Raw genomic sequence first — 24,289 nt, 5'->3', positions numbered from 1 at the left:
GTAGAATGAACGTAGTGAATGATCCAAAATTTGAAGATGAGGTGAAACTTCTTGACTAATGTTGACATGCAGGCTTTTGACAAGATTATTGTGCTTGATTTTGGAAGCCAGTATAATCAATTGATTACCCGCCGAATTCGTGAGTTCGGCATTTATTCAGAATTGCTATCACATAACCTGACAGCTGCTGAAATTAAGAAAATGGCACCTAAGGGAATTATTTTCTCTGGTGGTCCTAATAGTGTTTATGATAAGGATGCTTTCCATGTGGATCCCGATATTTTTAAACTCGGAATTCCAGTCTTAGGTATTTGTTACGGAATGCAACTAATGGCTAATGAGCTTGATGGCAAGGTTGAAAGTGCTGATAATAAGGAGTATGGCAAGGCAGATATCCATGTAGCATCTGCTGATGAACCGATGTTCAAAGAATTACCAGCCACTCAGACAGTCTGGATGAGTCACGGTGACTTGGTAACAAGTGTTCCTGAGGGATTCAGAGTTGCGGCTACAAGTGCCAATTGTCCAATCTCTGCTATGTCAAATGATGAGAAGAAATTCTATGGTTTACAGTTCCATCCAGAAGTGCGTAATACAGAACATGGCAATGACATCCTACGCCATTTTGCTTTTGATATCTGTGAGGCGCATGATAACTGGTCAATGGATGACTTTATTGATATGCAAATTGCTAAGATTCGCGAGACTGTTGGTGATAAGAAGGTCCTTCTAGGTTTATCAGGTGGGGTCGATTCATCAGTTGTAGGTGTTTTATTGCACAAAGCAATTGGTACACAATTGACAAGTATTTTTGTAGACCATGGTTTGTTGCGTAAGGGCGAAGTCGAGCAAGTTATGGCAAGTCTTGAAGGTAAATTTGGTTTGAATATTATCCAAGTAGATGCTAAGAAGCGCTTCATGGACAAACTTGCTGGTGTTTCTGATCCAGAAAAGAAACGTAAGATTATCGGAAATGAATTCATTCGTGTATTCGATGATGAAGCTGCTAAGTTGGATGGAATTGATTATTTAGCACAAGGAACTCTGTATACTGATGTGATTGAATCTGGAACTGATACTGCCCAAACAATCAAGTCGCATCATAATGTTGGTGGACTGCCAGAAGATGTTCAATTCCAGTTAATTGAACCTTTGAGGACATTATTCAAAGATGAGGTCCGTGAATTAGGTGAGCGACTTGGGATGCCATCTGAACTTGTATGGCGTCAACCATTCCCTGGCCCAGGTCTTGGAATTCGTGTGATTGGTGAAATCACAGAAGAAAAACTCCAGATTGTACGTGATAGTGACTTGATTTTACGTGAAGAAATTGCTAATCACGGTCTTGAGAGAGAAATCTGGCAGTACTTTACCGTTCTTCCTGGTATCCGCAGTGTCGGTGTTATGGGGGATGGCCGGACTTACGATTATACTGTCGGAATTCGTGCGGTAACCTCAATTGATGGAATGACTGCTGACTTTGCTAAGATTCCATGGAATGTCTTGCAGGCAATCTCAGTTCGAATTGTCAACGAGGTCGACCATGTTAATCGTGTAGTGTATGATATTACATCGAAGCCACCGGCAACGATAGAGTGGGAATAAAGTGACAATATAATATGGATGGGGAATGCTGATTTAACGGCATTTATGATTAATAATAAGGGATAACAATTGAGGGGCTTTAATATAGTTTCCTGTCAAAGGGGCTGTGTCATGAGTCCTTCAAAATAGAAGAGGTTAGCGGAAATCGTTTTTTGATTTTCGCTAACCTCTTCTTTGTGTTTATAAAACAGTTATAATTGGTGCCCATCACCACCAACTTTCTAATGTTCATTGCCATCAAGGCAATTCCAGTAATTCTTCCAGAAGAGATAAAATTGCAGAGCGATTAAGCTTGTTAAAACGAACAGTATTCTCACACCAAACAAAACTATATTTAGTGGCATCAGCTAAAATTTTGGTTCCATCAATAAAGTTATTTTGTTTTAAATATTGGATAGTTTTTGAATACATTGATTGATCAAGTTCTCAACTTCATCTGAAATTCTAAAGCGACAAATTGTTCAGTAAGCCGGAACTTGTTCTTGTGTCAGCCAACGGTCTGCCAAGGTATTAATACGATGATTACTGAAGATACCTTTTGTGTACGCAAACAAAATTAATTTTAGAAGTATGACCATACTTACGCGGATGTCCGAAGATGTAGGAATCTTTAACTTAGGAACTTATAACCTAGTCCTTTAATTGTTATTGAAATACGAGTTAGAAAGAGATTCGGATATTTTTTCTTCAGTTGCATTCTTAATGTCTGTATTCACCTTTTTGATTGCATCCGGATCGCGGTATCTATTTAGTTTATTGTCGATTTCACTCAAATTTTCAGCAATTTTTCTTTGCTCATCTAGCACTGCTGCACGGTGTTCCCCTAGAAGCTTAACACGATCAGGGATCGTATCGGGACCGGCCATAACCTCATTGACGTATCGACGAATATTTCTGATTTTCATGCCAGTATTCTTTAAGCAGCAAATTGTGTGTATTAACTTTAGATCGCTATCTGTAAAGTCACGATAGCCAATTCTGTTTCTTGAGACAAAGGGCAGAAGCCCCTTCTTATCATAGTAACGAAGACTAGAAGCAGAAAGCCCCGATTTTTCAGCAGCCTGTTTGATTGTATATGTCATTTTTTCTCCTTTGTTCTTGCATTAAACCATAGTCGAATGTTTATACTATTGATTGTAGCGAGTGAGTCGCTTCTAATCAACAATTTTTGAAAGGAAGTTTTAATATGTCGAGTATTTTAATCACTGGTGCGAATAAAGGAATTGGATTTTCGTTAGCAAAAGTCCTAGGGCAACAGGGTAATCAGGTTTTAATTGGTGCGCGAAATGAACAACGTGGTAATGATGCGGTCCAGCAATTAGCAAAAGAAAATGTGAAATCTGTATATATTCATATTGACTTGGATGATATTAATTCATTAGAGAGTGCTGCTGAATCAATAGAAAAGAATTATGGTGATTTATCTATGCTTATCAATAATGCTGGGATTTCTGGAGATATGAGTGCAAGACCAGATAATACTGATCTTGCACAACTTCGGGAAACAATGCAGTCAAATTTTTTTGGACCGTATGTATTAACAAAAGCATTAATTCCAACGCTTAAAAAGAACAATGGCCGAATCATTGATATTACAATCCCTACTGGTGGCAATGAATTCTTTAATCCATTAGCATATAAGACTAGCAAGGCAGCATTAAACTCAATGACAGAGTCTTTGTCAGCATATTTCAAAAAGAATAACTTGTCTATTCGAATTATGAGCATTCATCCAGGTCCGACAACAACAGATTTGAATGAAAATACTATTGCTGAAGGTTTTAGTTTACCCGACGATGTTGCTGGCAAAATTGTAAAAATTCTTACTGATGGAAAAGAACATCAAGGCGATTTTGTTGAGGTTAACAAAGAATTGTTTAAAAACCCTCTGCTTAAAAAGTGACCGGTTTTTATCAGACAATGGTTCTGAATTTATCGATTTGATGCTGTTAAAAAATAAAATAGGGATTGATCAATTTTATCTAAGATATTTTTAGAAGAATTACACCGAATTTGATTTTTTAATTTACTAATATGGGTGTTAATTATTTGTAAGGGTAAATCAAGGGCTTACTATCTCATTAGGTGGGAATAAAATATGTAACTAATTTGACTTGTAAATACCGACAAAATAACACTTATAGATAGTTTTTGCCATTAGGTGAAGTTAAAAGAGAATAACTGTGTACTCTAAAAAGTTTAATTGATTAGCACAATATGTATAGTATAGATGGAGTTTTAAATGGTGAATTGTTTTTTTACACAAAATATAGAGGAAGGGATAAGCTTTAAAGAATCTACAATTTAAAATATAAATAGCGAGATTATTTTTTGTTGACAGCGTATACAAAAAAGGCTATACTGCTCCCATAGATAAGTTGTGGACATGTAACTGGTAATGCAGGCAGGATCCGAAGATACCATTTAGTGGTATTTTTGGGTTCTGCTTTTTATTTGCAAACTGGTTCGGGCCCCGTCCAACTTGTTAACTACAAATAGATGGAGGTTTAGACATGATTGATTATAAATCTAGTGCCAAGGATATTATTCGCTTTGTAGGTACAAAAGAAAATATTAATAAAGTTATACACTGCTCGACACGACTCCGTTTTACCCTGAATGATTTTGATAAGGTAGATTTGGATGAATTAAAAAAAGTTACAGGTGTTATGGGAGCCATAATTGCGGCTGGACAATGTCAGGTAATTGTTGGTAACAATGTTGTGGAAATGTTTGATGCAGTCCATGAAGAGTTAGGTAATCTTAGTGGCAATCCGGAAACTTCTCAGAAACAGAAAATGAAACCGGGTGCAGTCTTTCTTGACTTTTTAATAGGTGTTTTCCAACCACTTATTCCTGCAATTGCTGGGGGTGGAATGCTCAAATCAATTTTATTACTTTTTTCTGCATTTGGCTGGATGAGTACTACTAGCAGCACCTATAATGTTTTGAACTTGATTGGTTCTGCTCCATTGGTATTTCTACCATTGCTAGTAGGATTTACAACTGCACAAAAATTAAATGTTAATCCTGTTGTTGCGATGTCGGCTGTTGCAGCGCTGTTACTTCCTGATATGACTACTGCTTTAACTAAGGGAGCAACTTTTTTTGGAATGGGTATTACCAATATTACCTACGCTTCACAAGTTTTTCCTGCAATTTTATGCGTATTACTCTATTCTGTACTTGAACGTATCTTGACTAAATATTCACCCAAGGCTATTCGTATATTCTTCGTGCCATTGGTTGCTCTTACTATAACAGTACCAATCACGTTACTCTTTCTTGGCCCTGCAGGTTATGTTTTTGGCGAAGAATTTACTAAAGTTATCTTTTTCTTCTATAGTCACTTCGGATTCATTGCTACTGCATTGTTAGCAGGTTTGTTACCACTCCTTGTTTCATTAGGGATGCACAAGGCGTTTATACCCTATGCAGTTGCCCAAGTTTCTACTACTGCCGGTGAACCACTTTATCTACCAGCTTCGATTGGACATAACTTTGCTGAAAGTGGTGTTTGTTTTGCAGTTGCTCTACGAACTAGGGATAAAAATTTACGTGCAACCGCTATTTCTGCGGCTATTTCAGCATTCTTTGGCATTACTGAGCCGGCCCTTTATGGGATTACACTACAAAATAAGCGTGCTCTTGGTAGTGTGATGGCCGCTGGTGCTATAGGTGGTGGTTTAGTTGGCTTTTTCGGAGTTAAAGCATTTGTTGCCGTAGGACCAGGCATTGCAAGCATGACTATGTTTGCCTCTAAGGCCGATAGTAATAATCTATTATGGGCCTTCGTCGGTATGGCAGTCACCATGATTATTTCCTTTGTAGTTGGACTATTTACTTGGAAAGATCGTCCGGAAGCAATTGAAGTTGCTGAGGAAAAAATAAAAATGCACAAGATTGGTGCAGTCAGATTAGCTTCTCCAGTTACTGGTAAGGTTGAGCCAATTTCTCAAGTTAGCGATAGTGTATTTTCTAGTGGTGTTTTAGGGGATGGTATTGCGATTATTCCAAAAGAAGGTAAGCTTTTTGCTCCAATTGACGGAAAGATCGCTATGATTTATGAAACTAAGCATGCATTAGGTATGACGACTGTTGACGGAATCGAAATTCTCTTTCATATCGGAATTGATACCGTTAAAATGAACGGTAAAGGTTTCAAATTACACGTTAAACAAGGGCAGAATGTCAAGAAAGGTGAGTTATTGATGGAGTTTGATATTTCCCAAATTTCTAACGAGGGTTATGATCCAACTGTGATGATGATTGTTACTGATAATAAGCAACAAGAAGTTGAGTTTCCTGCAATTATAGCTTAAATAGGGGGTAGAATAAATGGAATTACGTAAAGATTTTCTTTGGGGCGGTGCAGTTGCAGCTAACCAGGTAGAGGGCGCTTGGAATGTAGATGAAAAAGGTCTGTCCGTTGCAGATGTAGCAATGTACAGGTCAAATGTGGATGTAAAAAACTATGCGAAACAGGTGGAAATTAATTCAGAAAATATTCAACGTGCCATAGATACTAAAACTGCTAATGATTATCCTAAGCGTCGGGGTGTTGATGGTTATAATCGCTATAAGGAAGATTTTGCATTGTATGCTGAAATGGGTTTTAAAGTGTTACGTCTATCTATTGCGTGGACACGTCTTTACCCAACTGGTGAAGAGCTCGAACCTAATACTGCAGGAGTGAAGTATTATAAGAAAGTTTTTGCTGAATTGAAAAAATATAATATTGAGCCGATTGTCACATTATCACACTACGAAATGCCATTAAATCTTGCAGTCAAGTATAATGGGTGGGTTGATAAAAAGGTTGTTGATTACTTTGTTCGGTTCTGTAAAACATGTATTATAGAGTATCCAGAAGTAAAATATTGGTTGACATTCAATGAAATCGATAGCGTAACTCGACACCCTTTTACTTCTGCCGGTATTATTCCGGAAAAAAGTAAAAACCTTGAACAAGATGAATATCAGGCATTACATTATCAATTTTTAGCGTCCGCAACTGTGACGAAAATGATTCATGAAATGCTCCCAGAAGCACAGGTAGGATGTATGCTTACGAAACTTACTGATTATCCAAGTACATGTAATCCAGAAGATATTCTAGCCTCATTTAATAGCAATACATTGAACTACTTCTGTGCTGATGTACAGGTCAAGGGTGAGTATCCAATTTTGATTCTCAACTTTTTCAAACAGCATAAATTAAATATTAAGATAACGCCAGAAGAAATGCTTATTATTAGTGAAGGCACTGTAGATTTCATTTCATTTAGCTATTATATGTCTTTAGTTTCTGCTGCCGATGAGTCTAGTTTAGAAATGACTAGTGGGAACACAGTTATTAGCGGGAAAAATCCATATCTTGAGACCACAGAATGGGGTTGGACCGTGGATCCATTGGGTTTACAGATTTCTTTGCTCCAATTGTATGATCGATATCAAAAACCATTATTTATTGTCGAAAATGGGATAGGGGCCGCTGACATTCTTAATGATGATAATACGATTCACGATGATTATCGAATTACTTATTTTAAAAATCACCTTCATGAAATGAAAGAGGCCGTTGAAAAGGGTGTCGATTTGATGGGATACACTAGCTGGGGACCAATAGATCTAGTTAGTGCAGCAACATCACAGATGTCAAAGCGCTATGGTTTTATTTATGTAGATGCAGATGATGATGGTAATGGTACGTATAATCGTTATCGCAAGGATTCTTTTGGATGGTATAAGCATGTTATTGAAACAAATGGAGCCGAGTTGTAAAAGTAATCATTAGGGAGTGTAGGTAAATGTCGCTGATAATCAAGAAAGTATTGAACTCAAGTGTGGTACTTGCTGAGGACATAAACCATTCAGAATCCATCATTTTAGGAAAAGGAATTGGCTATGGCGCAAAGCAAGGTCAAGTGATTCCCCAATCTGATGTTTATCAATTTTTTGTTCCAATACAATCGGAACAACAGAGTCAAATTATGGCTCTACTTGATCAAATATCACCTGAGGTGGTAAATGTTACTACAGAGATTGTTCAACATGCGAATGAAAAATTAAAACAAACATTGACAACGCGTCTATCATTTACTCTCATGGACCATATTGATTTTGTTTTACAACGATTAAAAAACGGTATGAATATTCAGAATAAACTGTATTGGGAAGTACAAACGTACTATCCAGAAGAGTTTATGGTAGGTCAAAAGGCTATCTCTCTTATCAATGAACGTTTTAATGTAGAACTACCTAAAGAAGAGGTTGCCAATATAGCTTTTCATATTATTAATGCAGAACAAGATAATGATGAAGACTATGATAGCTTAAAAATTACTGAATTAGTTGATGATGTAGTTAATCTTGTAAGGTATCAAGCCAAAAAAGACTTGCCAAGCGGTTCTATCAGTTACCAGCGTTTAATTACACACGTTAAATTTTTTGCTAATCGACTTTTTACGGATAGGCAACTAGATGGCAGTGATGATGTTATGACTATGCATCTACAAAACAAGTACCCTATAGCAACACGTGTTGCTAATCAGATTTGTGCCTTTATTCAGCGTAAATATGGGTTGCAAGTAAGCAATGAAGAATTTACTTTTTTGGTTATACATGTGGAACGTAATATTAAATAAAATAGTATATTTACGAAAAAATATAATGGTAACTATCTATAACGGCGATTGAATTTGGGAAAATTATTTTAGTGAGTTTTGAATAAGCACGGTTTGTATCCGTAATAATAATTTTAACTTTTTCTTTAGTAAGTTGGTTAAAATGGAGAAAATACTTCTCTAGTTGATGCCCAACACTCAACAAAGGAGCCCGACGTCGATAATTCTAAATTTTGTCTATAATAATATTTTAGTATTTATTATGACTCGTTATCATAATTAGCAATTAAAAAAATTTTAAAAAATTATTTTTCAAAATTTATCCATCATTTTGTTGAATAGAAATACTTGACTATTATTGAAAAACCACAAAATAAATACTTATAACCGCTAAAATGTTGCCAAATATCTGATTGACTCCAGTTATATAGCCCGTATAATCAAAACGAAGGCACTTACAGATAGATGATTATAAGGTAGGTATAGTAATGTTTGAAAGAAAGATTTATTGGGCAATTAGTGCATATTTTTTCTTTTTCTTTATTAGCTTTGCAGCATGTTATTCTTTATATTCAATCTGGTTAAGCAAATCGCTTGGTCTAAATGGGACGGATTCAGGAATTGTGTTTGGTCTTAATGCGGCAGTAACCTTAGCTGCTCAGCCACTTTATGGGTATATTCTTGATAAGTTGGGGCTAAAGAAAAATGTCCTAATTTTCTTAGGTATTTTACTAGCATTTTCAGGTCCATTTTTTATTTATGTTTATGGGGCTTTACTGACTAATAATCTGATAATTGGTTCTTTAGTTGGTGGGGTGTACTTAGGAATTGGATTTCAAGCAGGTTCGAGTGCACTTGAGTCTTACGCACAAAAACTTAGTTTGAAGTATGGATTTGAATATGGAAGAGCTAGAATGTGGGGGTCACTAGGCTGGGCTGCAATTACTTTTTTTGCTGGGAAATTATTCACTATTAATCCAGACTACAATTATTGGATTGCTTCAGGTGCAGCCATAATCATGTTAGTTATTATTTTAACAACCAAAATCGATGTTAATCAGGAAGACCTGACACAATCTCAATCTGTATCAGTAAATGATTTGAAAGCATTATTTAAGTTGAAGGATTTCTGGGTATTAGTAATTTTTTCATTAGGAGTAACATGTGCATATAATTTATATGATCAACAGTACGCTGCTTATTTTTATACTTTATTCGCTTCAAAAGCACAAGGAAGCCAAGTCTACGGGCATGTTAATTCAGTGCAGGTAATTCTTGAAGCAGCAATGATGTTCGCAGCACCAAAACTAGTAAATAAGATGGGTGCTAGAAATTCCTTGCTTTTGGCAGGTCTTGTTATGTCGATTAGAATTATTCTTTCGGGAGTTGTTGCTGGACCAGCTCTACTAGCAATTATGAAGTTAGCTGAAGCTTTTGAGATACCAGTATTCTTAGTAGCAATTTTTAAATACCTCAACGAAAACTTCGAATTGCGCTTATCGTCAATTCTATATCTTTTTGGTTTTCAATTTTCACGTCAAATTGGACAGATTGTTTTATCGGTTTTAATTGGCAGTGCCTATGACCAATTTGGATTTAGAAATGCCTATATTTTTTTAGGGTTAATAGCGCTTTTCTTTGATATCATATCATTTTTTATGTTGAAAAAATCTATTATAGAAAAGGCCAAGAAACATACTGGTTAACAAGAAAAAAGAACAGATGGTATAAGACATAAGGTCGCTTGTGGGCATAAAAATTTTGATTTATCTAATACATTTATACAAAAATAAATAAGAAGTTGGGTCAAAATTAATTTTTTGATTCAACTTTTTTGCTTAGAACAAACTTGAGCTATAAGTAAAAATTCTATATCGAGATCCAAAGTGCTCATATTAAGGAACAGACTTATGTTCGTAATTTCGTGTCGACGTTCAAATCTTCCTAAGTTAGACCATATTCCTAGCTTTTTGTTTCAATAGCTTTCTTATTATTTGAACGATAAATGCTAGGGGAAAGACCAGTGAATTGCTTAAATGCTCTAGAAAAATGTAAAGGGTTAGAGTAGCCACAGGAGTATGCGATGATATTAATCCAGTCATCAGTCGACTCTAAGAGTTCTCTTGCTTTACGCATCCGACATTTTGTTAAATATTCTTTTGGTCCAACACCGATGACATTCTTAAAAATCTTATATAAATAAGTGCGATCGAGTGACATATATTCAACAACATCATTAATTGTAATAGGAGTTTCATAATTGTTATGAATATATTGCATTGCCTTAGTGAAGAGTTTATCTGAGGAATTCTGTTCATCTTGCAAATTATTAGGATACATTATTTGAAGTTGATCCAATATTTGCAGAAGTTTTGTTGTGTAAATAAAATCATTTTCACGCTCCATATGGGAAATTTCCAATAATTCAAAAATTTTATCGCGGATGATTTGAGCATGATGGTCGGTAATGAAGAAAATTGGATTTGTATGATCAATATTTATTCTTTTCATATATTCAGTAGCTAATTTTCCAGTGAAACGAATCCAATGGGTTGTCCATGGATCATATTTATCGGCGGACATAGTTACAATTTTTTGCGGTTCGATAAAAAAGAATGTCCCCTTGGTCAAAGTATATTTTTTATTATTACTTGTGAAGAACCCTTTACCAGCTGAAACATAATGAATCATGTAGCCAGTTCTACCAGCTGGTCCGTAAGTATGCATGGGTTTTGCTGGGTCACTGCCACCAGACGACAGATATAGATAAGGATTATAAACTTTGTTATTGAAGCCATAGAATTGCACCATTATCTTATAACCTCCTTGCATTATTTCGCTATGTTTATGCAACATTTTACCATATAACAAGCGCTTACACAATTCTATAATGAAGTTGTTAAGAATCCTGCAGGTTTCTATAATTAGTTAATATTTTGAAGGAGGTAATTCCATGAAGCATGAACGTAAAGTATATGAAAAAATTTCCGATGGTATTCTGCCAGAAATTGGCGGAAAAGATAATGCCATTGAAGCTTTTCATTGTGCTACGAGGCTTAGAATTAATCTGAAAGATACAAGCAAAGTTAATACTGATAAAATTTCTCAGTTGGATCTTGTAAAAGGAGTTAACATTACCCGCAATCAGCTTCAAATTATTTTTGGGGCAGGCTTAGTTGATGAGGTAACTTCAGTTTTTATTCAACATACTGGTATTCCTGCTCAAAGCACAGAAAATAGTTCAGCAGAAAAAGATATAGCTGATCCCAAAGAAGAAAAAAGTTGGTTCTCACGTTTTCTAGATGATTTAACTGGTGTTTTTTCGGATATTTTGCCGGGAATCTTAGCCGGCGGTATTTTAATCGGGGTCAATAACCTATTTACACAAAAAATAATTGGCAGTCAGTCGCTAGTGCAAGCAATTCCTGGTTTAAGTGGTATTTCAGTAATTATAAATTTGGGTGCATCTGGAATTTTTGCAATGCTACCTTTATTGGTTTGCTACGCTGCTACTAAGAGATATGGCGGTCGGCCAGTAATGGGACTAGCAATTGGAACAGTTATGATGTCCTCTAGTCTCCCATCAATGTCCGATGTACAAACAGGCGCAGCTAAGGCCTTGATTGCTAATATTTTCGGCTGGCATCTGTCACTGACAGGTTTTGGTGGACAAATTATTGTGGCTTTAATAATGGGATATATTGTTGCAAAAACGGACAATTTTTTCCAAAAAAAATTACCAGGCGTTATTCAATTTGTTTTAGCCCCAATGTTGACAATTCTAGTAGCTTCATTCTTACTCTTTATGGTAATTGGGCCAGTGGGGGTAGCACTTTCAACTTGGATAACTAAAGGCTTAGTTTGGATGTCCAGTGCATTTGGTATTTTTGGATATATTGTTTTTGGTGGAATCCAACAATTAATTGTTATTACAGGTTTGCATAATATGTTTGGGGCCGTTGAAGCGCAGTTAATTGCTTCGACAAAATATGATTTTTTAAATCCGCTTTTCTCAGGATCATTGATGGGTCAAGGTGGTGGTGTATTGGGATATATGTTGCTTAACCGTAAGAATAAAAAAGCTCAGGAAGTAGGTATTTCTGCTTTCTTCTCCGTCTTATTTGGAATATCTGAACCAGCTTTGTTTGGGATTAATATTAAAAATCGGTATCCACTAATTGGTGGTTGTATTGGTGGAGCGGTCGCAGCTGGTTTTACTTATCTTACGAAAATTACAGCTGTTGCATTTGGAACGACAGGATTAACAGGTATTGCAATTGCAGCACCACAAAATAATGGTTACCTGAATTATATTTTAATGAACGTGATAGGTTGTTTGGTTGGAATGTTTGCAACAATAATAATCGGAAAATTTTTCATTAAAAAACAAAATGAAGTGGCTTAATGAAAAACATGAGTTTAGCTTGGAGGAAAAGAGAATGGTTAATAAATCTGCACAATTCAAAAACATGACCAAACATATTAGGCAAGTTCCTGAATATATCATTAGAGAAGAAGAAAAATTAACGGCGGCAAGCCCTTTTCGCCAAAAATTCCATATTGAAGCCAAGTCAGGTTTTTTGAATGATCCAAATGGTTTCAGCTTTTTCAATGGAAAATATCATCTATTTTACCAGTGGACACCATTAGCTTTTAAGCAAGATCCACCAATTTGGCATCATGGCTGGTATCATATAGCATCATTAGACTTGATTAATTGGGAAGACCTGGGGCCGGCAATTGAAAGTGATACGGAATTGGATAAACATGGGACTTATTCAGGTAGTGCAATTGTAATTGATGATAAACTATTTTGTATTTATACTGGTAATACGTGGACCAACACACAGACTGATAATTGGCGAAGATTGCCATATCAAGTAGGTGCTTGGATGGATGAGTACAATCAATTCAAAAAAATTGATAAACCATTGATTATTGATACCTTTGCAGATTGTACTGGTCATTTTCGCGATCCTAAAATTTGGAAGCATGCTAATGACTATTATGCAATTTTGGGTGCTCAAAGAAAAGACTTAACTGGAACTGCTAAAATTATTAAATCCGAGGGACATGACTTAACAAAATGGCAAAAATATGGTGAATTAAAAACGGGTGAAGCTAATTTGGGGTACATGTGGGAATGCCCAGACTACTTTGAATTGAATGGGCAAGGGGTATTACTATTTAGCCCACAAGGCCTATCACCCAAGGATAATTATTTTCAAAATGTTTATCAAACAGGTTATTTCATTGGTGAACCGCTAAATTACGAAAACCTTGATTTTAAACATGGACAGTTCCACGAGTTAGATGCAGGCTTTGATTTTTATGCCTCGCAAACCTTGGAAGCCCCAGATGGACGTCGAATAATGATGGCTTGGTTTGGAATTTCTGAGATGGAGTATCCAACTACTAAGTATCATTATTCCGGGTGTTTGACAATTCCGCGGGAGCTTATTGTTGAGGATAAGAAGTTACTGCAACGTCCTATCGTAGAGTTGGAAAAGTTACGAAAAAAGGAAAAGAAAGCGGATATACTCATTGACAGCATGACAGAGTTAGATACTACAGAAAATGTCACGCAAGAATTGGACTTTGAAGTTAATTTAGGTTCAGCAGATAGCTTTGTCCTTGATTTGCGAGCAAATCAAGATAATTCACAGCATACTAGATTGATCATTGATAGAAAGAATCAATATTGTATACTTTCTCGAAAAGAGAGTGGGATATCTTTTGCTGAGAAGTATGGAACTGAACGAAAAAGAAAATTCAAATTCGGACAAAACCTTCGAGTTCATATTTTTGTTGATGTTTCTTCTGTTGAGATTTTCATTGGTAAAGGTGAAGTTGTTTTTTCAGCAAGAATATTTCCAAACGATAATCAAACAAAAATCTTTGCACAAAGTATAGGCGGAAAGAGCCAGTTAACTGGAAAAGTTTGGGATTTATAGGAGGAGAGAATATGTTTAATTTTTTGAAAAAATCAGTTGTACAAGCAGATAATCATCTGTATGCACCGATAACAGGTCAAGTTCGGTCTATAACAGAGTCATCTGATGCTATGTTTTCTCAAAAAATGATGGGTGATGGATTTGTTGTGTTTCCAATATCTGAAAAAATTGTCAGTCCCGTAGCTGGCAAGGTAACAATGATAGCAGATACTAAGCATGCGATTGGTTTGAAGATGGCAAATAATGTTGAAGTTTTAATTCATTTAGGAATAGATACAGTAAATATGCAAGGGAAACCTTTTAACTTGGTGGTTAAAGTTGGCGATGTTTTGAATCCGGGAGATAAGATTGGTTATATGGATCTTAAAGAGATTGCTGAGGTAGGATTAGCTAGTGACGTAATGGTTGCTTTAACCAATTCAGATGATAAAATCTCAAGATTACAACTGACTGCTGAAGATTTTAATGCAGGTGATAGAGTTGGGGAAATGTTCTTATAAATTTGAAAAAATAGTTGGATTAATAACAAGCATAGTAATATGAATTAGATTCCGGTCATGATTTTTATGCAACACAAACGTGCATCGTAGAAGATGGTAGAAGAATTATGTTTACTTGGATGGATATGTGGGAAATAAAAATGCAAGAACAAGCAGATGCTGGGCAGGAACTATGACGATTCCGCGTGAACTGAGAATGCAAGGGGATAGATTATATACTTATCCAATAGCAAAACTAAAGACGCTTAGAACTAAACTTTTATTTACTCAAGATAAATTCAGTAAGGAAACTAGTTTTAATAGCAATTCCCATGCTTTAGAGATTAATGCTAATTTTAGCTGGGGTGATAGTGCTGACACAAGTGTTTATTTTAAACTAAGTGATGAAGTTAAAAATCAAATTCTTACTATCGAATTTAATCCCATAAAGCAAAAAGCATATTTACTAAGAGATGGAAAAAATGGAAAGCGGCAAGCATCTTTTAGTCTGAAAGAACAATTAAAGTTAAAAATATATGTATATAGTTCTTCTATCGAAGTTTTTATTAACGACGGTGAAAGTAGCTTTACCGAACGTTTTTATGTTGAAGGTAGCCTGAATTTTAATTTTAGTTCGGATAGTTTGATGAAACAGAAGGTAAAAGTATACTGTCTAAGTGAAAATTAGCTCTCTATGAAGTAATATTTCAGCATAAATGACCTGCAAAGTGTATTTATCGAATAATAGGATTAAGTTAAAAAAAGTTACTTAAATTCAAACGGTACTAAGTTAAATGTGGTTAAAAACTACTAGTCATTTAGAGATTGTTTCCATTCAGTTTCCAAGTGGCTTTTTTGTATACAAAAATAAAGAACTTCTATTTGCAGCCTTTCCAACAATTGATAGTGATAATCCATATTCCTTTTGAATAAAGTAAGTATTTACTTTAGAATAGAGAGTGTAAATCTAAGTAGAGAGGGGCAAGGTAGAATGAATGATCCAAAATTTAAATATCCAGATAAGGCATCTTATAAATTTGTAACAGATTATTTTTCATCTAAAGGAGTAGAAGCAGATGATATTGCATCTATTACTTACAATATTCAGCGCAACTATATTCCTGACCTGACACTCGAAGAAGTTCAAAAGGCTGTGGTTGATGTTTTGCATAAGCGAGAAGTGTTAAATAATGCTATGGTTGGTATCGTACTGGATCAGTTTGCTTCTAAACACCAATTGCCTGAGCCATTACAAAGTATTATTGAAAAAGATAGTGGGGTTTTTGGTGTTGATGAATTGATAGCCGAAGGTGGAATTTCGGGTATTTATGGTAAAATTGCTACAACTAATTTCGGGTATCTGGACAAAGAAAAACATGGAATTCTCAAAGAATTGGACACACCAACGGATGGAAGTGTTAATACATTTTTAGATGATATTATTGCTGCAGTAGCAGCGGCAGCTGGAGCAAAAATTGCACATGCACATGCTTAAGTTTGTAAATACTTAAATCGGGAAAATATAAGTACAATCTTTTTAAAATTAGCTTTGACTGAATCTTTGTTGAAAATTAAGGCATAAGAAATTTTATTAAGCAAAGCTTAGTTTTCAATGCTTTTTTGATTCACAAACTCAAAAAAGCATACTTTAGTTTAATACAAAAATTTGATTAATGTCATAAGATGAATCATTAAAGGCCAATTTGGTTATTAAAAATAATTAAGCTCTCCTCGGAGGGCTTTTTATTTTGTGTTCAGTTCTGTAATTTTTTCTATTTTTCATAACTCAGCTCATTCAATCTACAAAAGTAATTGTCTTAATAGAACATTTTTGTCCAAATGGATTACTGCGAACTATGAAGTGGATTTAAACTTCAAGGGATACTTTTGAAGTTAGGGGAGAAATTAATGAAGAAGAATTGGTTGAAAATACTATTCCATTTTGCTAATGGGCATAAGCTTTTATTTATTTGGTCCGTCTTTTTTTCAGTTTTAAGTGTTTTTGCTGGAATTGTTCCCTACGTAATTGGTGCACGGCTAATGGCAATGATAATTATGAAACAAAATAATTATTCAGAATTTATTGTACTATTGGGGTCAATGTTGCTTGCATTTGTGTTAAAAACGATTTTTTATGGAATTTCAACGACACTTTCACATCATGCTGCATATAATACCTTAAATAATTTGCGTAATGCTATTACCAATAGACTGATGCAGACTTCTTTAGGAGTAGTCAAACATTTTTCGGCTGGTAGTATTAAAAATGCAATTCTAGATCGTACAGAGGAAGTCGAAATACCGTTAGCACACATGATTCCTGAACTTTCAGCCAATATACTTTTAATTATCGTAACAGCAGTTTATTTGTTTATATTAGATTTTCGTTTGGCACTCTCAGCTTTATTAACCATTCCATTAGCTAGTATTCCCTTGTTTTTATTAATGAGAAACTTTGAAGCAAAATATCAGGCGTATATGCAAGCTAATAATGAAGTCAACAACGTTATGGTGGAATACATTGAAGGAATCGAAGTCATTAAAACATTCAATCAGACAGGTTCTTCTTTCAGAAAGTTTTCGAGTGCTGTTACAGAATTCAAAAACTACACACTGAATTGGTTAAGAACCGCATGGAAGACTCAAAATCTAATTTTTGCATTATTACCGTTTACCTTGTTGGGAGTCTTACCTATTGGGATTTGGTTGTATTTAGATACGGACTTGAGCCTGAATCAACTATTGTTAGGATTATTACTAGCAATTGGATTAAGTAATCCGTTGAATAAACTTTCTTTATTTGCGAATGATTTTAATGCCATGAAGCAGAGTGTTATTGATACACAGAAATTTTTAGAATTGCCAATACTTGCTTTTAATAAAAAAGAAGTTGGTCAGATTATTAATAACAGTATCGAGGTTGCCAATGTTGATTTTAGTTATACTTCAGATAACCCTATTTTAACCGCAATTAACTTAAAGATTCCAGCCAATAGTTTTTGCGCCATTGTGGGGCCTTCAGGAAGTGGGAAATCTACTTTACTTCAGCTGTTGACTAGATTTTGGGATATTCAAAAGGGAAACATTATGATTGGTAATGTTGCATTGCAGGATCTAACGCTCCATCAACTTAATAGCACCATTAGCTATGTTACACAGGACAGCTTTATTTTTAAAGGAACTATTGCTGATAACATTAGAATGGGAAATCCTGATGCGACTGAGAAGGAGGTTCGAGCAGCAGCACAAGCAGCGCGCTGTATAGATTTCATAAATGAGTTGCCGCAGGGGTTTCAGACTGAAATCTCTTTTGGCAATGGTCAGCTTTCGGGTGGACAGCAGCAAAGAATTTCTATTGCACGCGCGATTTTAAAAAATGCTTCTATTATTATTTTAGATGAACCTACCGCAAGCATTGATCCTGAAAATGAACAACAGATTCAAGAGTCATTATTAAAATTAACAAAAAATAAAACAGTAATCATGGTAGCTCATCGATTGAGTACAATCAAAAATGCTGATCAAATTATAGTTTTAGATACTGGCAAAATTGTTGGGAATGGAAAGCATGCAGAACTATTGGAAAGTTGCCCAACTTATCAGCGATTATGGGCTTCCTATACTCAAACTGAGGGATGGCACATTGACAATCACTAGGAGGAAGAAAGTATGTTTAATACTATTAGAGGAATCATGCAGTGGAGCAGCAGTTACAAGAAACAATTGTACCGCGGCTTTTTATATTCTTTCATTGCTTCGATGTTTGCAGCTTTGCCTTTTTGGATAGCCGCGCAGGCTGTAGTTTCAAACTATAAAAAAAGTGAGGATGTTTCACCAGTCAAAGTTGCATTTTTTTTATTTTGCGTGCTTGCACTATGTTGTGGTTTAAGGTTTTTATTTTTATATCTAAAAGCAAAATCTCAAGAAAGTATTGGTTTTCAAATCGCTGCAAAGTCAAGACTTGAAATTGCGCAAAAATTGAAAAAAACTTCGATGGGATATTTTAGTAAAAACAATGTTGGCAGTTTACTGAATGCAGTTACAACTGAATTGTCAATGCTGGAACTGCAAAGCACAAAAATGATTGATTTAATTGTAAATGGCTATATTAACTTCTTCGTCATGAGTCTATTTATGTTTGTAGTTGACGTACGTGTTGGAACGATAGTTTTTGTTACACTTATTTTAGGAACACTTATAATAGAACTGATTAATAAAAGAAGTCGAGAAAATTCTCAGATATCCAATCAAGTTCAGACAAAAATGGCAAATAGTGTAGTTGAATTCGTTAAAGGAATTAATGTTGCTAAAACATATGGACAAGAAAGTACAGTTTTGGATAATTTAAAGCCTGTTTTTAAACAAAGTAAGCAAATTCGGTTAAGGATACAGTCTAAGTTTGCTTTTTTCAATTGTTTACTATTGCTGCTTTTAGATACTGCTACTGTAGTTGTTATGGCAATTTGTGTAGCTAATCAGCAAAGCGGTCAATTATCATTGGATTTTTTTGTGACATTGATGTTTTTTGCTTATATTCTTTTTAATGGTATTAAGGAAATGACAGATGCTACACATATTTTAGGTGCAATTGATAACAATCTGCATCACTTACAGCAATTGGAAAAAATGCCATTACTTGATACGGATGGCTCAGATATGAATCTCAAAAACTTTGAAATTGAATTCAAGCATGTTACTTTTGGATATGATAAAGGCAAGCCAAAAGTATTGCATGATATTTCACTTACTATTCCAGAGAATAAGACTACAGCAATTATTGGGCCTTCGGGTAGTGGGAAAAGTACTCTTTGTAAGATGATTGCACGCTTCTATGATTGTGATGAAGGACAAATCTTTATAGGGGGACATGAAGTAAAAGAATTCTCGTATAGTAGTTTGATAAAGAATATAAGTATCGTTTTTCAAAAGCCGTACTTATTTCATGATACTATTAGAAACAACCTCTTGTTTGGGAAAAAAGGTGCAACTATGGCTGAAATCATGGATGCAAGTAAAAAAGCATGTTGCCATGATTTTATTATGCAACTGCCACAACAATATGACACAGTACTTGATGAAGGTGGTAATTCCTTATCAGGAGGTCAAAAGCAGCGGTTATCTATAGCGAGAGCAATTTTAAAAGATGCACCAATCATTATTTTAGATGAGGCGATGGCCAGCATTGATCCTGAAAATGAACAGGCCTTGCAACGTGCTATCACTTCGTTGGTTACACATAAAACAATTATAACGATTGCTCATCGGTTGGCGACTATTCAAAATGCGGATCAGATTGTGGTTTTAGATGCAGGGAAAGTAGTCCAAAAAGGGAAGCACGAGCAATTAATGGAGCAACCTGGTATTTACCGTGACTTTGTCGAAATCAAAGAAAAAGCAAAAAAATGGCAGCTATAAAAAATGTAGGTTGTAAAAGGTTGGTGACGATAAATGAAAAAACAAATAAGATGGAAGAAAGATAAACAAGAAGAAACCAAAACCTTGTCGCTTGTTAATAAAGAAGATGTGGTACAAACAGATTATCTTACTCTTTTTGAAGGAGTTACAATTTTCTTTCATCAATATAATTTTGGTAAATTTGAATCACCATTAAAGGTTGTTGCAGGAAGCTTACGCTTGGACTATTGTTATGCCGGACACGTTGATTATGGCATTGCTGATAAGCAGAATGTCTTTTTTGAACCCGGATTTTTAAAACTTGATTGGCGTGAAAAACAAAATATGAGATATTTTTTCCCATCTCACCAATACAGTGGGGTAACAATTATAATCAACACAAAGGCAAAAGAAGAAACACTCATGCAGATGACTGGAGAGAAATTCAACTTAAATACAATTTGCGATAATTATCGTAAGAATAGAGATCATGTTTTTTTAAAGACAGATTTTATTGACAGACTTTTTGAGGACCTCCGCACGCCTACTTTGAGGCGTTCAATAACTTATTTGCGTTTGAAAGTTGCTGAATTGCTGATTTATCTTTCTTCTAAGACAATAGCAAAGAATAATTGCCCCAAAGGAATCATTTCTGTAGGAATATTGGATAAGATTCGCCGTTTGAGGCAGTATCTAGATCAAAATTTTACGAAACATCTTAGTTTAGAAATGCTCTCTCACAAATTTGAAATTTCCACCACTTCAATGAAAAAAGGATATCGTGATTTTTATGGAGCCTCAATTCATGCCTATTTAAGAGAAAAGCGAATTGAAAAGGCTTGTGAATTACTTAAGAAAACAAATTTTTATGTGGCACGAATTGCGAATGAAGTAGGATACACGAATCCAAGTAAATTTGCTGCAATGTTTAAGAAAAAGATGATGATGACACCTACCAAGTATCGTAGCTTGCATCGATATTAAGGAAGAGCGGGGAATTTATTGGGGCATCTGAAAGAAGAACTGACCATGGAACGCATTGTGTTTCCAAGTGTCAGTTTTTTATTTGGCTTAATAATAGGGGCCGGGCCAAAAGTGAAATTTTAACCTAGCTCCTCTATTTATCTCGGATAAACGTATTCCATAAGTCAAAATTTTTCGTCTAACCTCGAATTACTCATAGCAAATTACTCGCCATGTTCATAATTTCTTGTTGGTACTCAAATTTTACCGACTTATGTCACACTCCCTAGTTTTACTTAGAGAAGTTATCATCGGTATTAAGCATTTTTTAGGGACATTTCTGTCTTTGCGGAGCAGAGAAAGCGACCTATAGTGTATAGAATGTTAATTGGTTGTAAAAATATTAGCATGAGAGGAATTAACCATGAAGAACAAACTTTTTTTAGCAACACTAGTATCGTATTTAGGAATATACGTTACTATGCCGATCTTATCCGCAATTTCTACCAAAGCACACATGATTCCTAGCCAAATTGGTGTAATGATTTCGTGTGGAGCCTTCGCAATGCTTTTATTCGCCCCAGTTTGGGGGAAAATCAGTGATAAATTGGGCCGCCGGATGGTTATCGTTACCGGATTATTAGGAATGTCTATCTTTTTTATACTATACGTTTTTCTCTTTCATTTATCGATTTCGACTGGCAAAGCGGCCAATGTACTGGTTTATAGTCTAATGGGAACGAGATTTTTGTTAGGAATGTTCATGACAACTACTCCTACGGCTGCCAGTGCATATATGGCTGACATCTCTTCACCACAGGATCGCTCTAAAGACATGGCTTCTCTTGGATTTGCAACTGGACTTGCTATGGTATTAGGACCAATTATTGGTGGTGCTGTTTCCACGATTGGTAACTTATATACACCTTTTTACTTAACTATCATAGGATTATTAATCTTTTCACTTGTAATGGTGGCTGTTTTACCACGACAACAGAAAATAAAATCTCCTGAAAAAACATTAACGAATACATTACAGCAAACAAAATCAAAAAGGAATTTCTTTTCATTGGAGTTGGCAGGCTGGTTATTAGCAGGATGTGCAGTAATGCTAGTAGTTGTTGTACTACAGTTAATTACTTCATTATATTTGCATGATATCTTTAAACAAACGGTTACCCGAAGTGCACAAACTGCAGCGCTATTATTTTTTGTACTTGGGATCGCTTTAATGCTTGTTCAGGTCCTTCAAATGAAAGTATTACAGTGGACAGCCAAGATGATGATGATGGTGGGAATACCACTAATAATTGTTGGTTTGCTTCTTGCAACTATAACGAGTGCATATTATTTAATTTTTGTTAGTTATATTCTTATTGGTGCGGGTGCAGGTTTAGGCATGAGCTCATTATCTGCAGGGTGTTCTTTAGCTGTTTCTGAAAGTCAACAGGGTGCAGTAGCTGGGACTGTTGCAATGATTCAAGGTATTGCAGGAATTGTTTCACCACTTCTAGGATCATTTGTTTATCAGTTGAATCCTAAATTTCCTTTCTTCTTATTTGGCGGTTTTGCATGCCTTGCCTATTTATTTTTTCTGATGGTTACAAAGCAAAAAAAGAATTTGATAGGCTAAATAATGGACTGTCATAACGACATAATAAAAAGAGATCTCTTGGAAGAGCAGGAGGTCTCTTTTTGTCGTAAGAAATAATATAAACTTATAAACGATACTGGAATAAAAAACTTATTTTCCGTATTTCGTATTTTTGCACTATAATTATCACTGTCGCATTAAGATGTGTACATTTAATTAAACAATTTAATGCAATATAAATTATTAAAGGGAGAATAAGAATGCAAGCACCAGCAGTAAGACAAGAAAATCCTATGGTCGTTGTTGCGATTGTTGCGCTAATGTCATTTATGGGGGTGTTGACGGAAACATCGATGAATGTGACATTTCCTGCTTTAATGCGCGAATTTAATGAGTCTTTGAGTACAGTTCAGTGGGTGACATCAGGATACCTATTAATGGCAGCATTGATCATGTTGACTTCTGCTTATATGAAACGAAGATTTACAAATCGACAGTTATTTATTATAGCGGTCATTCTTTTTAGTCTGGGAGATATCATTTGCGGAAGTGCATTTAATTTTTGGATGCTGCTGGTAGGTCGTGTGATCCAAGCAGGTTGTGTTGGAATCTGTACACCATTAATGGTTAATATTATTCTTGACGTTGTTCCAGCAATAAAACTTGGAACATATATTGGTTTAGCAAATTTGATTATACTGGTTGCACCAGCATTAGGCCCGACTTTTGGCGGAGCAGTTGTAGCTTTTGCAAGTTGGCGTGTAATATTTTGGGTAACTTTGCCATTAGCACTTATCTTGTTAGCAATGGGCACTAAAAGAATTAGACAGTATGCGCCAATTGAAGGAAAGTATGCATTTGACTGGACGAGATTCTTGATTTTAGGGGCTGCTTTAATCTGCTTGATCATTGGTTTGAATGATCTTGGCTTACATTCATACATTACTTTTGCTATTTTATTAGCTGCGAGCATAATTTTAACAGGAATATTTGTTAGGCTTTCAAGTTCAGCAACTAAAGCACTTTTTTCACTATCAGTTTTTAAGGAAAAAGCCTTTTTGTTTAGCTTTTTGCCATACATTATGTTGCAATTTTCAAATGTTGGAATCAATTTTTTGTTACCTAATTATGTGCAAGAAGTGTTTCAGGCAACATCATTAATTGGGGGATTAATTCTCCTGCCAGGCAGTATGTTTAATTGTTTTGGACAGCCCATTTATGGATGGATGCTAGATCGGTTTGGTGGCAAGATGCCATTATACATAGGTGATATCTTATTTACATTTTCACTTATTGGACTTGCATTTGGCGGTTCACAATTAGGCATTTGGGGTATTACCTTAGCGTATCTGGTATTTGCAATTGGTCGTTCAATGGCTTTTGGAAATTCAGTAGCTTATGGCTTAAAACATATCGATAAGAAGTTTCGTAATGATGCGAATGCACTTTATAACACGGGACAGCAAGTCACAGGAGCAATTGGAACTACTGTGTTGGCTTTGATAATGGATTCAGTTAATCGTGCAGGATATACACACGCAGAAAATATTAGTGTGGGGAGTACGATGGCATTCATTTTGCTAGTTGTATTTGGAGTGGTTATCTTTTATTTATTTCACCATTTATTGAATTTAAAGACAAAGACAAATTAAGAAGGAAAATTAGTAACTAAAA

General features: G+C 35.3%; 20 protein-coding genes. 17 read left to right on the top strand and 3 right to left on the bottom strand.

Annotated elements, in window-relative coordinates; translation table 11 throughout:
• Positions 1-66: 66 nt before the first annotated feature.
• On the top strand, positions 67-1,605 hold the full coding sequence (gene guaA, locus GSM_RS05880) for a glutamine-hydrolyzing GMP synthase (protein ID WP_187323306.1): 1,539 nt from the start codon (positions 67-69) through the stop codon (positions 1,603-1,605).
• Between the two features lie 638 nt (positions 1,606-2,243).
• On the opposite strand, the gene GSM_RS05870 is transcribed toward guaA, so the two are convergent.
• The gene (locus GSM_RS05870; protein ID WP_003689288.1) at positions 2,244-2,687 is read right to left on the bottom strand and encodes a MerR family transcriptional regulator; all 444 of its coding nucleotides are present in this window, start codon (positions 2,685-2,687) and stop codon (positions 2,244-2,246) included.
• Positions 2,688-2,791: 104 nt separating this feature from the next.
• Between GSM_RS05870 and GSM_RS05865 the strand changes: the two genes are divergently transcribed.
• The 4 genes from GSM_RS05865 to GSM_RS05850 all read left to right on the top strand — a co-directional run bounded on the left by GSM_RS05865 (position 2,792) and on the right by GSM_RS05850 (position 8,252).
• Positions 2,792-3,508, top strand: a complete 717-nt coding sequence (locus GSM_RS05865) for an SDR family NAD(P)-dependent oxidoreductase (protein ID WP_003689286.1) — start codon at positions 2,792-2,794, stop codon at positions 3,506-3,508.
• Between the two features lie 610 nt (positions 3,509-4,118).
• On the top strand, positions 4,119-5,927 hold the full coding sequence (locus GSM_RS14035) for a beta-glucoside-specific PTS transporter subunit IIABC (protein WP_010077890.1): 1,809 nt from the start codon (positions 4,119-4,121) through the stop codon (positions 5,925-5,927).
• 16 nt (positions 5,928-5,943) lie between these two features.
• Positions 5,944-7,389 (top strand): glycoside hydrolase family 1 protein, encoded by a 1,446-nt coding sequence (locus GSM_RS05855; protein WP_010077889.1) that lies wholly within the window; start codon positions 5,944-5,946, stop codon positions 7,387-7,389.
• Between the two features lie 26 nt (positions 7,390-7,415).
• Positions 7,416-8,252, top strand: a complete 837-nt coding sequence (locus tag GSM_RS05850; protein ID WP_003689270.1) for a PRD domain-containing protein — start codon at positions 7,416-7,418, stop codon at positions 8,250-8,252.
• 10 nt (positions 8,253-8,262) lie between these two features.
• On the opposite strand, the gene GSM_RS15580 is transcribed toward GSM_RS05850, so the two are convergent.
• Entirely contained in the window at positions 8,263-8,433 is a 171-nt protein-coding gene (locus GSM_RS15580; RefSeq protein ID WP_162097656.1) for a transposase, read from the bottom strand.
• A gap of 286 nt (positions 8,434-8,719) precedes the next feature.
• Here GSM_RS15580 and GSM_RS05845 point away from each other — a divergent pair, with 286 nt between their 5' ends.
• Complete coding sequence (locus GSM_RS05845; RefSeq protein WP_003689267.1) at positions 8,720-9,937, top strand: oligosaccharide MFS transporter; 1,218 nt, start codon at positions 8,720-8,722, stop codon at positions 9,935-9,937.
• 256 nt (positions 9,938-10,193) lie between these two features.
• On the opposite strand, the gene GSM_RS05840 is transcribed toward GSM_RS05845, so the two are convergent.
• The gene (locus tag GSM_RS05840; protein ID WP_003689265.1) at positions 10,194-11,042 is read right to left on the bottom strand and encodes an AraC family transcriptional regulator; all 849 of its coding nucleotides are present in this window, start codon (positions 11,040-11,042) and stop codon (positions 10,194-10,196) included.
• A 142-nt stretch (positions 11,043-11,184) separates the two neighbouring features.
• On the opposite strand from GSM_RS05840, the gene GSM_RS05835 reads away from it, so the two are divergent.
• The 11 genes from GSM_RS05835 to GSM_RS05790 all read left to right on the top strand — a co-directional run bounded on the left by GSM_RS05835 (position 11,185) and on the right by GSM_RS05790 (position 24,267).
• Positions 11,185-12,636, top strand: coding sequence for a PTS transporter subunit EIIC (locus GSM_RS05835; RefSeq protein WP_003689262.1), 1,452 nt, complete (start codon positions 11,185-11,187; stop codon positions 12,634-12,636).
• 34 nt (positions 12,637-12,670) lie between these two features.
• On the top strand, positions 12,671-14,185 hold the full coding sequence (locus GSM_RS05830; RefSeq protein WP_003689260.1) for a glycoside hydrolase family 32 protein: 1,515 nt from the start codon (positions 12,671-12,673) through the stop codon (positions 14,183-14,185).
• 11 nt (positions 14,186-14,196) lie between these two features.
• Complete coding sequence (locus GSM_RS05825) at positions 14,197-14,685, top strand: PTS sugar transporter subunit IIA (protein WP_003689257.1); 489 nt, start codon at positions 14,197-14,199, stop codon at positions 14,683-14,685.
• A gap of 83 nt (positions 14,686-14,768) precedes the next feature.
• Positions 14,769-14,861, top strand: a complete 93-nt coding sequence (locus GSM_RS15575; RefSeq protein ID WP_081484430.1) for a hypothetical protein — start codon at positions 14,769-14,771, stop codon at positions 14,859-14,861.
• On the top strand, positions 14,858-15,352 hold the full coding sequence (locus GSM_RS15030; protein WP_369440747.1) for a GH32 C-terminal domain-containing protein: 495 nt from the start codon (positions 14,858-14,860) through the stop codon (positions 15,350-15,352). Before GSM_RS15575 ends, GSM_RS15030 begins: the two co-directional genes overlap by 4 nt.
• A 303-nt stretch (positions 15,353-15,655) precedes the next feature.
• Complete coding sequence (locus GSM_RS05815) at positions 15,656-16,159, top strand: phosphatidylglycerophosphatase A (RefSeq protein WP_003689253.1); 504 nt, start codon at positions 15,656-15,658, stop codon at positions 16,157-16,159.
• A gap of 413 nt (positions 16,160-16,572) precedes the next feature.
• Entirely contained in the window at positions 16,573-18,321 is a 1,749-nt protein-coding gene (locus GSM_RS05810; protein ID WP_003689252.1) for an ABC transporter ATP-binding protein, read from the top strand.
• A gap of 12 nt (positions 18,322-18,333) precedes the next feature.
• Complete coding sequence (locus GSM_RS05805; protein ID WP_003689250.1) at positions 18,334-20,079, top strand: ABC transporter ATP-binding protein; 1,746 nt, start codon at positions 18,334-18,336, stop codon at positions 20,077-20,079.
• A 33-nt stretch (positions 20,080-20,112) separates the two neighbouring features.
• Positions 20,113-21,042, top strand: a complete 930-nt coding sequence (locus GSM_RS05800) for a helix-turn-helix transcriptional regulator (RefSeq protein WP_003689247.1) — start codon at positions 20,113-20,115, stop codon at positions 21,040-21,042.
• A gap of 403 nt (positions 21,043-21,445) precedes the next feature.
• Positions 21,446-22,654 carry an MFS transporter gene (locus GSM_RS05795; RefSeq protein ID WP_003689245.1) on the top strand — a complete coding sequence of 403 codons (1,209 nt, stop codon included), beginning with the start codon at positions 21,446-21,448 and terminating at the stop codon, positions 22,652-22,654.
• A 221-nt stretch (positions 22,655-22,875) separates the two neighbouring features.
• Positions 22,876-24,267, top strand: coding sequence for an MFS transporter (locus GSM_RS05790; protein WP_003689243.1), 1,392 nt, complete (start codon positions 22,876-22,878; stop codon positions 24,265-24,267).
• Positions 24,268-24,289 lie beyond the last annotated feature (22 nt).

It is taken from the genome of Liquorilactobacillus mali KCTC 3596 = DSM 20444 (genome assembly GCF_000260415.1).
In the GTDB taxonomy this organism is placed as follows: Bacteria; Bacillota; Bacilli; order Lactobacillales; family Lactobacillaceae; genus Liquorilactobacillus; species Liquorilactobacillus mali.
Note: the sequence above shows the minus strand (reverse complement) of the source record. Positions and strands in the feature narration are given on the sequence as shown.

Coding starts and splice junctions, on each gene's coding strand:
- guaA (WP_187323306.1), top strand. CDS start 67: ATGCAGGCTTTTGACAAGATTATTGTGCTTGATTTTGGAAGCCAGTAT.
- GSM_RS05870 (WP_003689288.1), bottom strand. CDS start 2,687: ATGACATATACAATCAAACAGGCTGCTGAAAAATCGGGGCTTTCTGCT.
- GSM_RS05865 (WP_003689286.1), top strand. CDS start 2,792: ATGTCGAGTATTTTAATCACTGGTGCGAATAAAGGAATTGGATTTTCG.
- GSM_RS14035 (WP_010077890.1), top strand. CDS start 4,119: ATGATTGATTATAAATCTAGTGCCAAGGATATTATTCGCTTTGTAGGT.
- GSM_RS05855 (WP_010077889.1), top strand. CDS start 5,944: ATGGAATTACGTAAAGATTTTCTTTGGGGCGGTGCAGTTGCAGCTAAC.
- GSM_RS05850 (WP_003689270.1), top strand. CDS start 7,416: ATGTCGCTGATAATCAAGAAAGTATTGAACTCAAGTGTGGTACTTGCT.
- GSM_RS05845 (WP_003689267.1), top strand. CDS start 8,720: ATGTTTGAAAGAAAGATTTATTGGGCAATTAGTGCATATTTTTTCTTT.
- GSM_RS05840 (WP_003689265.1), bottom strand. CDS start 11,042: ATGGTGCAATTCTATGGCTTCAATAACAAAGTTTATAATCCTTATCTA.
- GSM_RS05835 (WP_003689262.1), top strand. CDS start 11,185: ATGAAGCATGAACGTAAAGTATATGAAAAAATTTCCGATGGTATTCTG.
- GSM_RS05830 (WP_003689260.1), top strand. CDS start 12,671: ATGGTTAATAAATCTGCACAATTCAAAAACATGACCAAACATATTAGG.
- GSM_RS05825 (WP_003689257.1), top strand. CDS start 14,197: ATGTTTAATTTTTTGAAAAAATCAGTTGTACAAGCAGATAATCATCTG.
- GSM_RS15030 (WP_369440747.1), top strand. CDS start 14,858: ATGACGATTCCGCGTGAACTGAGAATGCAAGGGGATAGATTATATACT.
- GSM_RS05815 (WP_003689253.1), top strand. CDS start 15,656: ATGAATGATCCAAAATTTAAATATCCAGATAAGGCATCTTATAAATTT.
- GSM_RS05810 (WP_003689252.1), top strand. CDS start 16,573: ATGAAGAAGAATTGGTTGAAAATACTATTCCATTTTGCTAATGGGCAT.
- GSM_RS05805 (WP_003689250.1), top strand. CDS start 18,334: ATGTTTAATACTATTAGAGGAATCATGCAGTGGAGCAGCAGTTACAAG.
- GSM_RS05800 (WP_003689247.1), top strand. CDS start 20,113: ATGAAAAAACAAATAAGATGGAAGAAAGATAAACAAGAAGAAACCAAA.
- GSM_RS05795 (WP_003689245.1), top strand. CDS start 21,446: ATGAAGAACAAACTTTTTTTAGCAACACTAGTATCGTATTTAGGAATA.
- GSM_RS05790 (WP_003689243.1), top strand. CDS start 22,876: ATGCAAGCACCAGCAGTAAGACAAGAAAATCCTATGGTCGTTGTTGCG.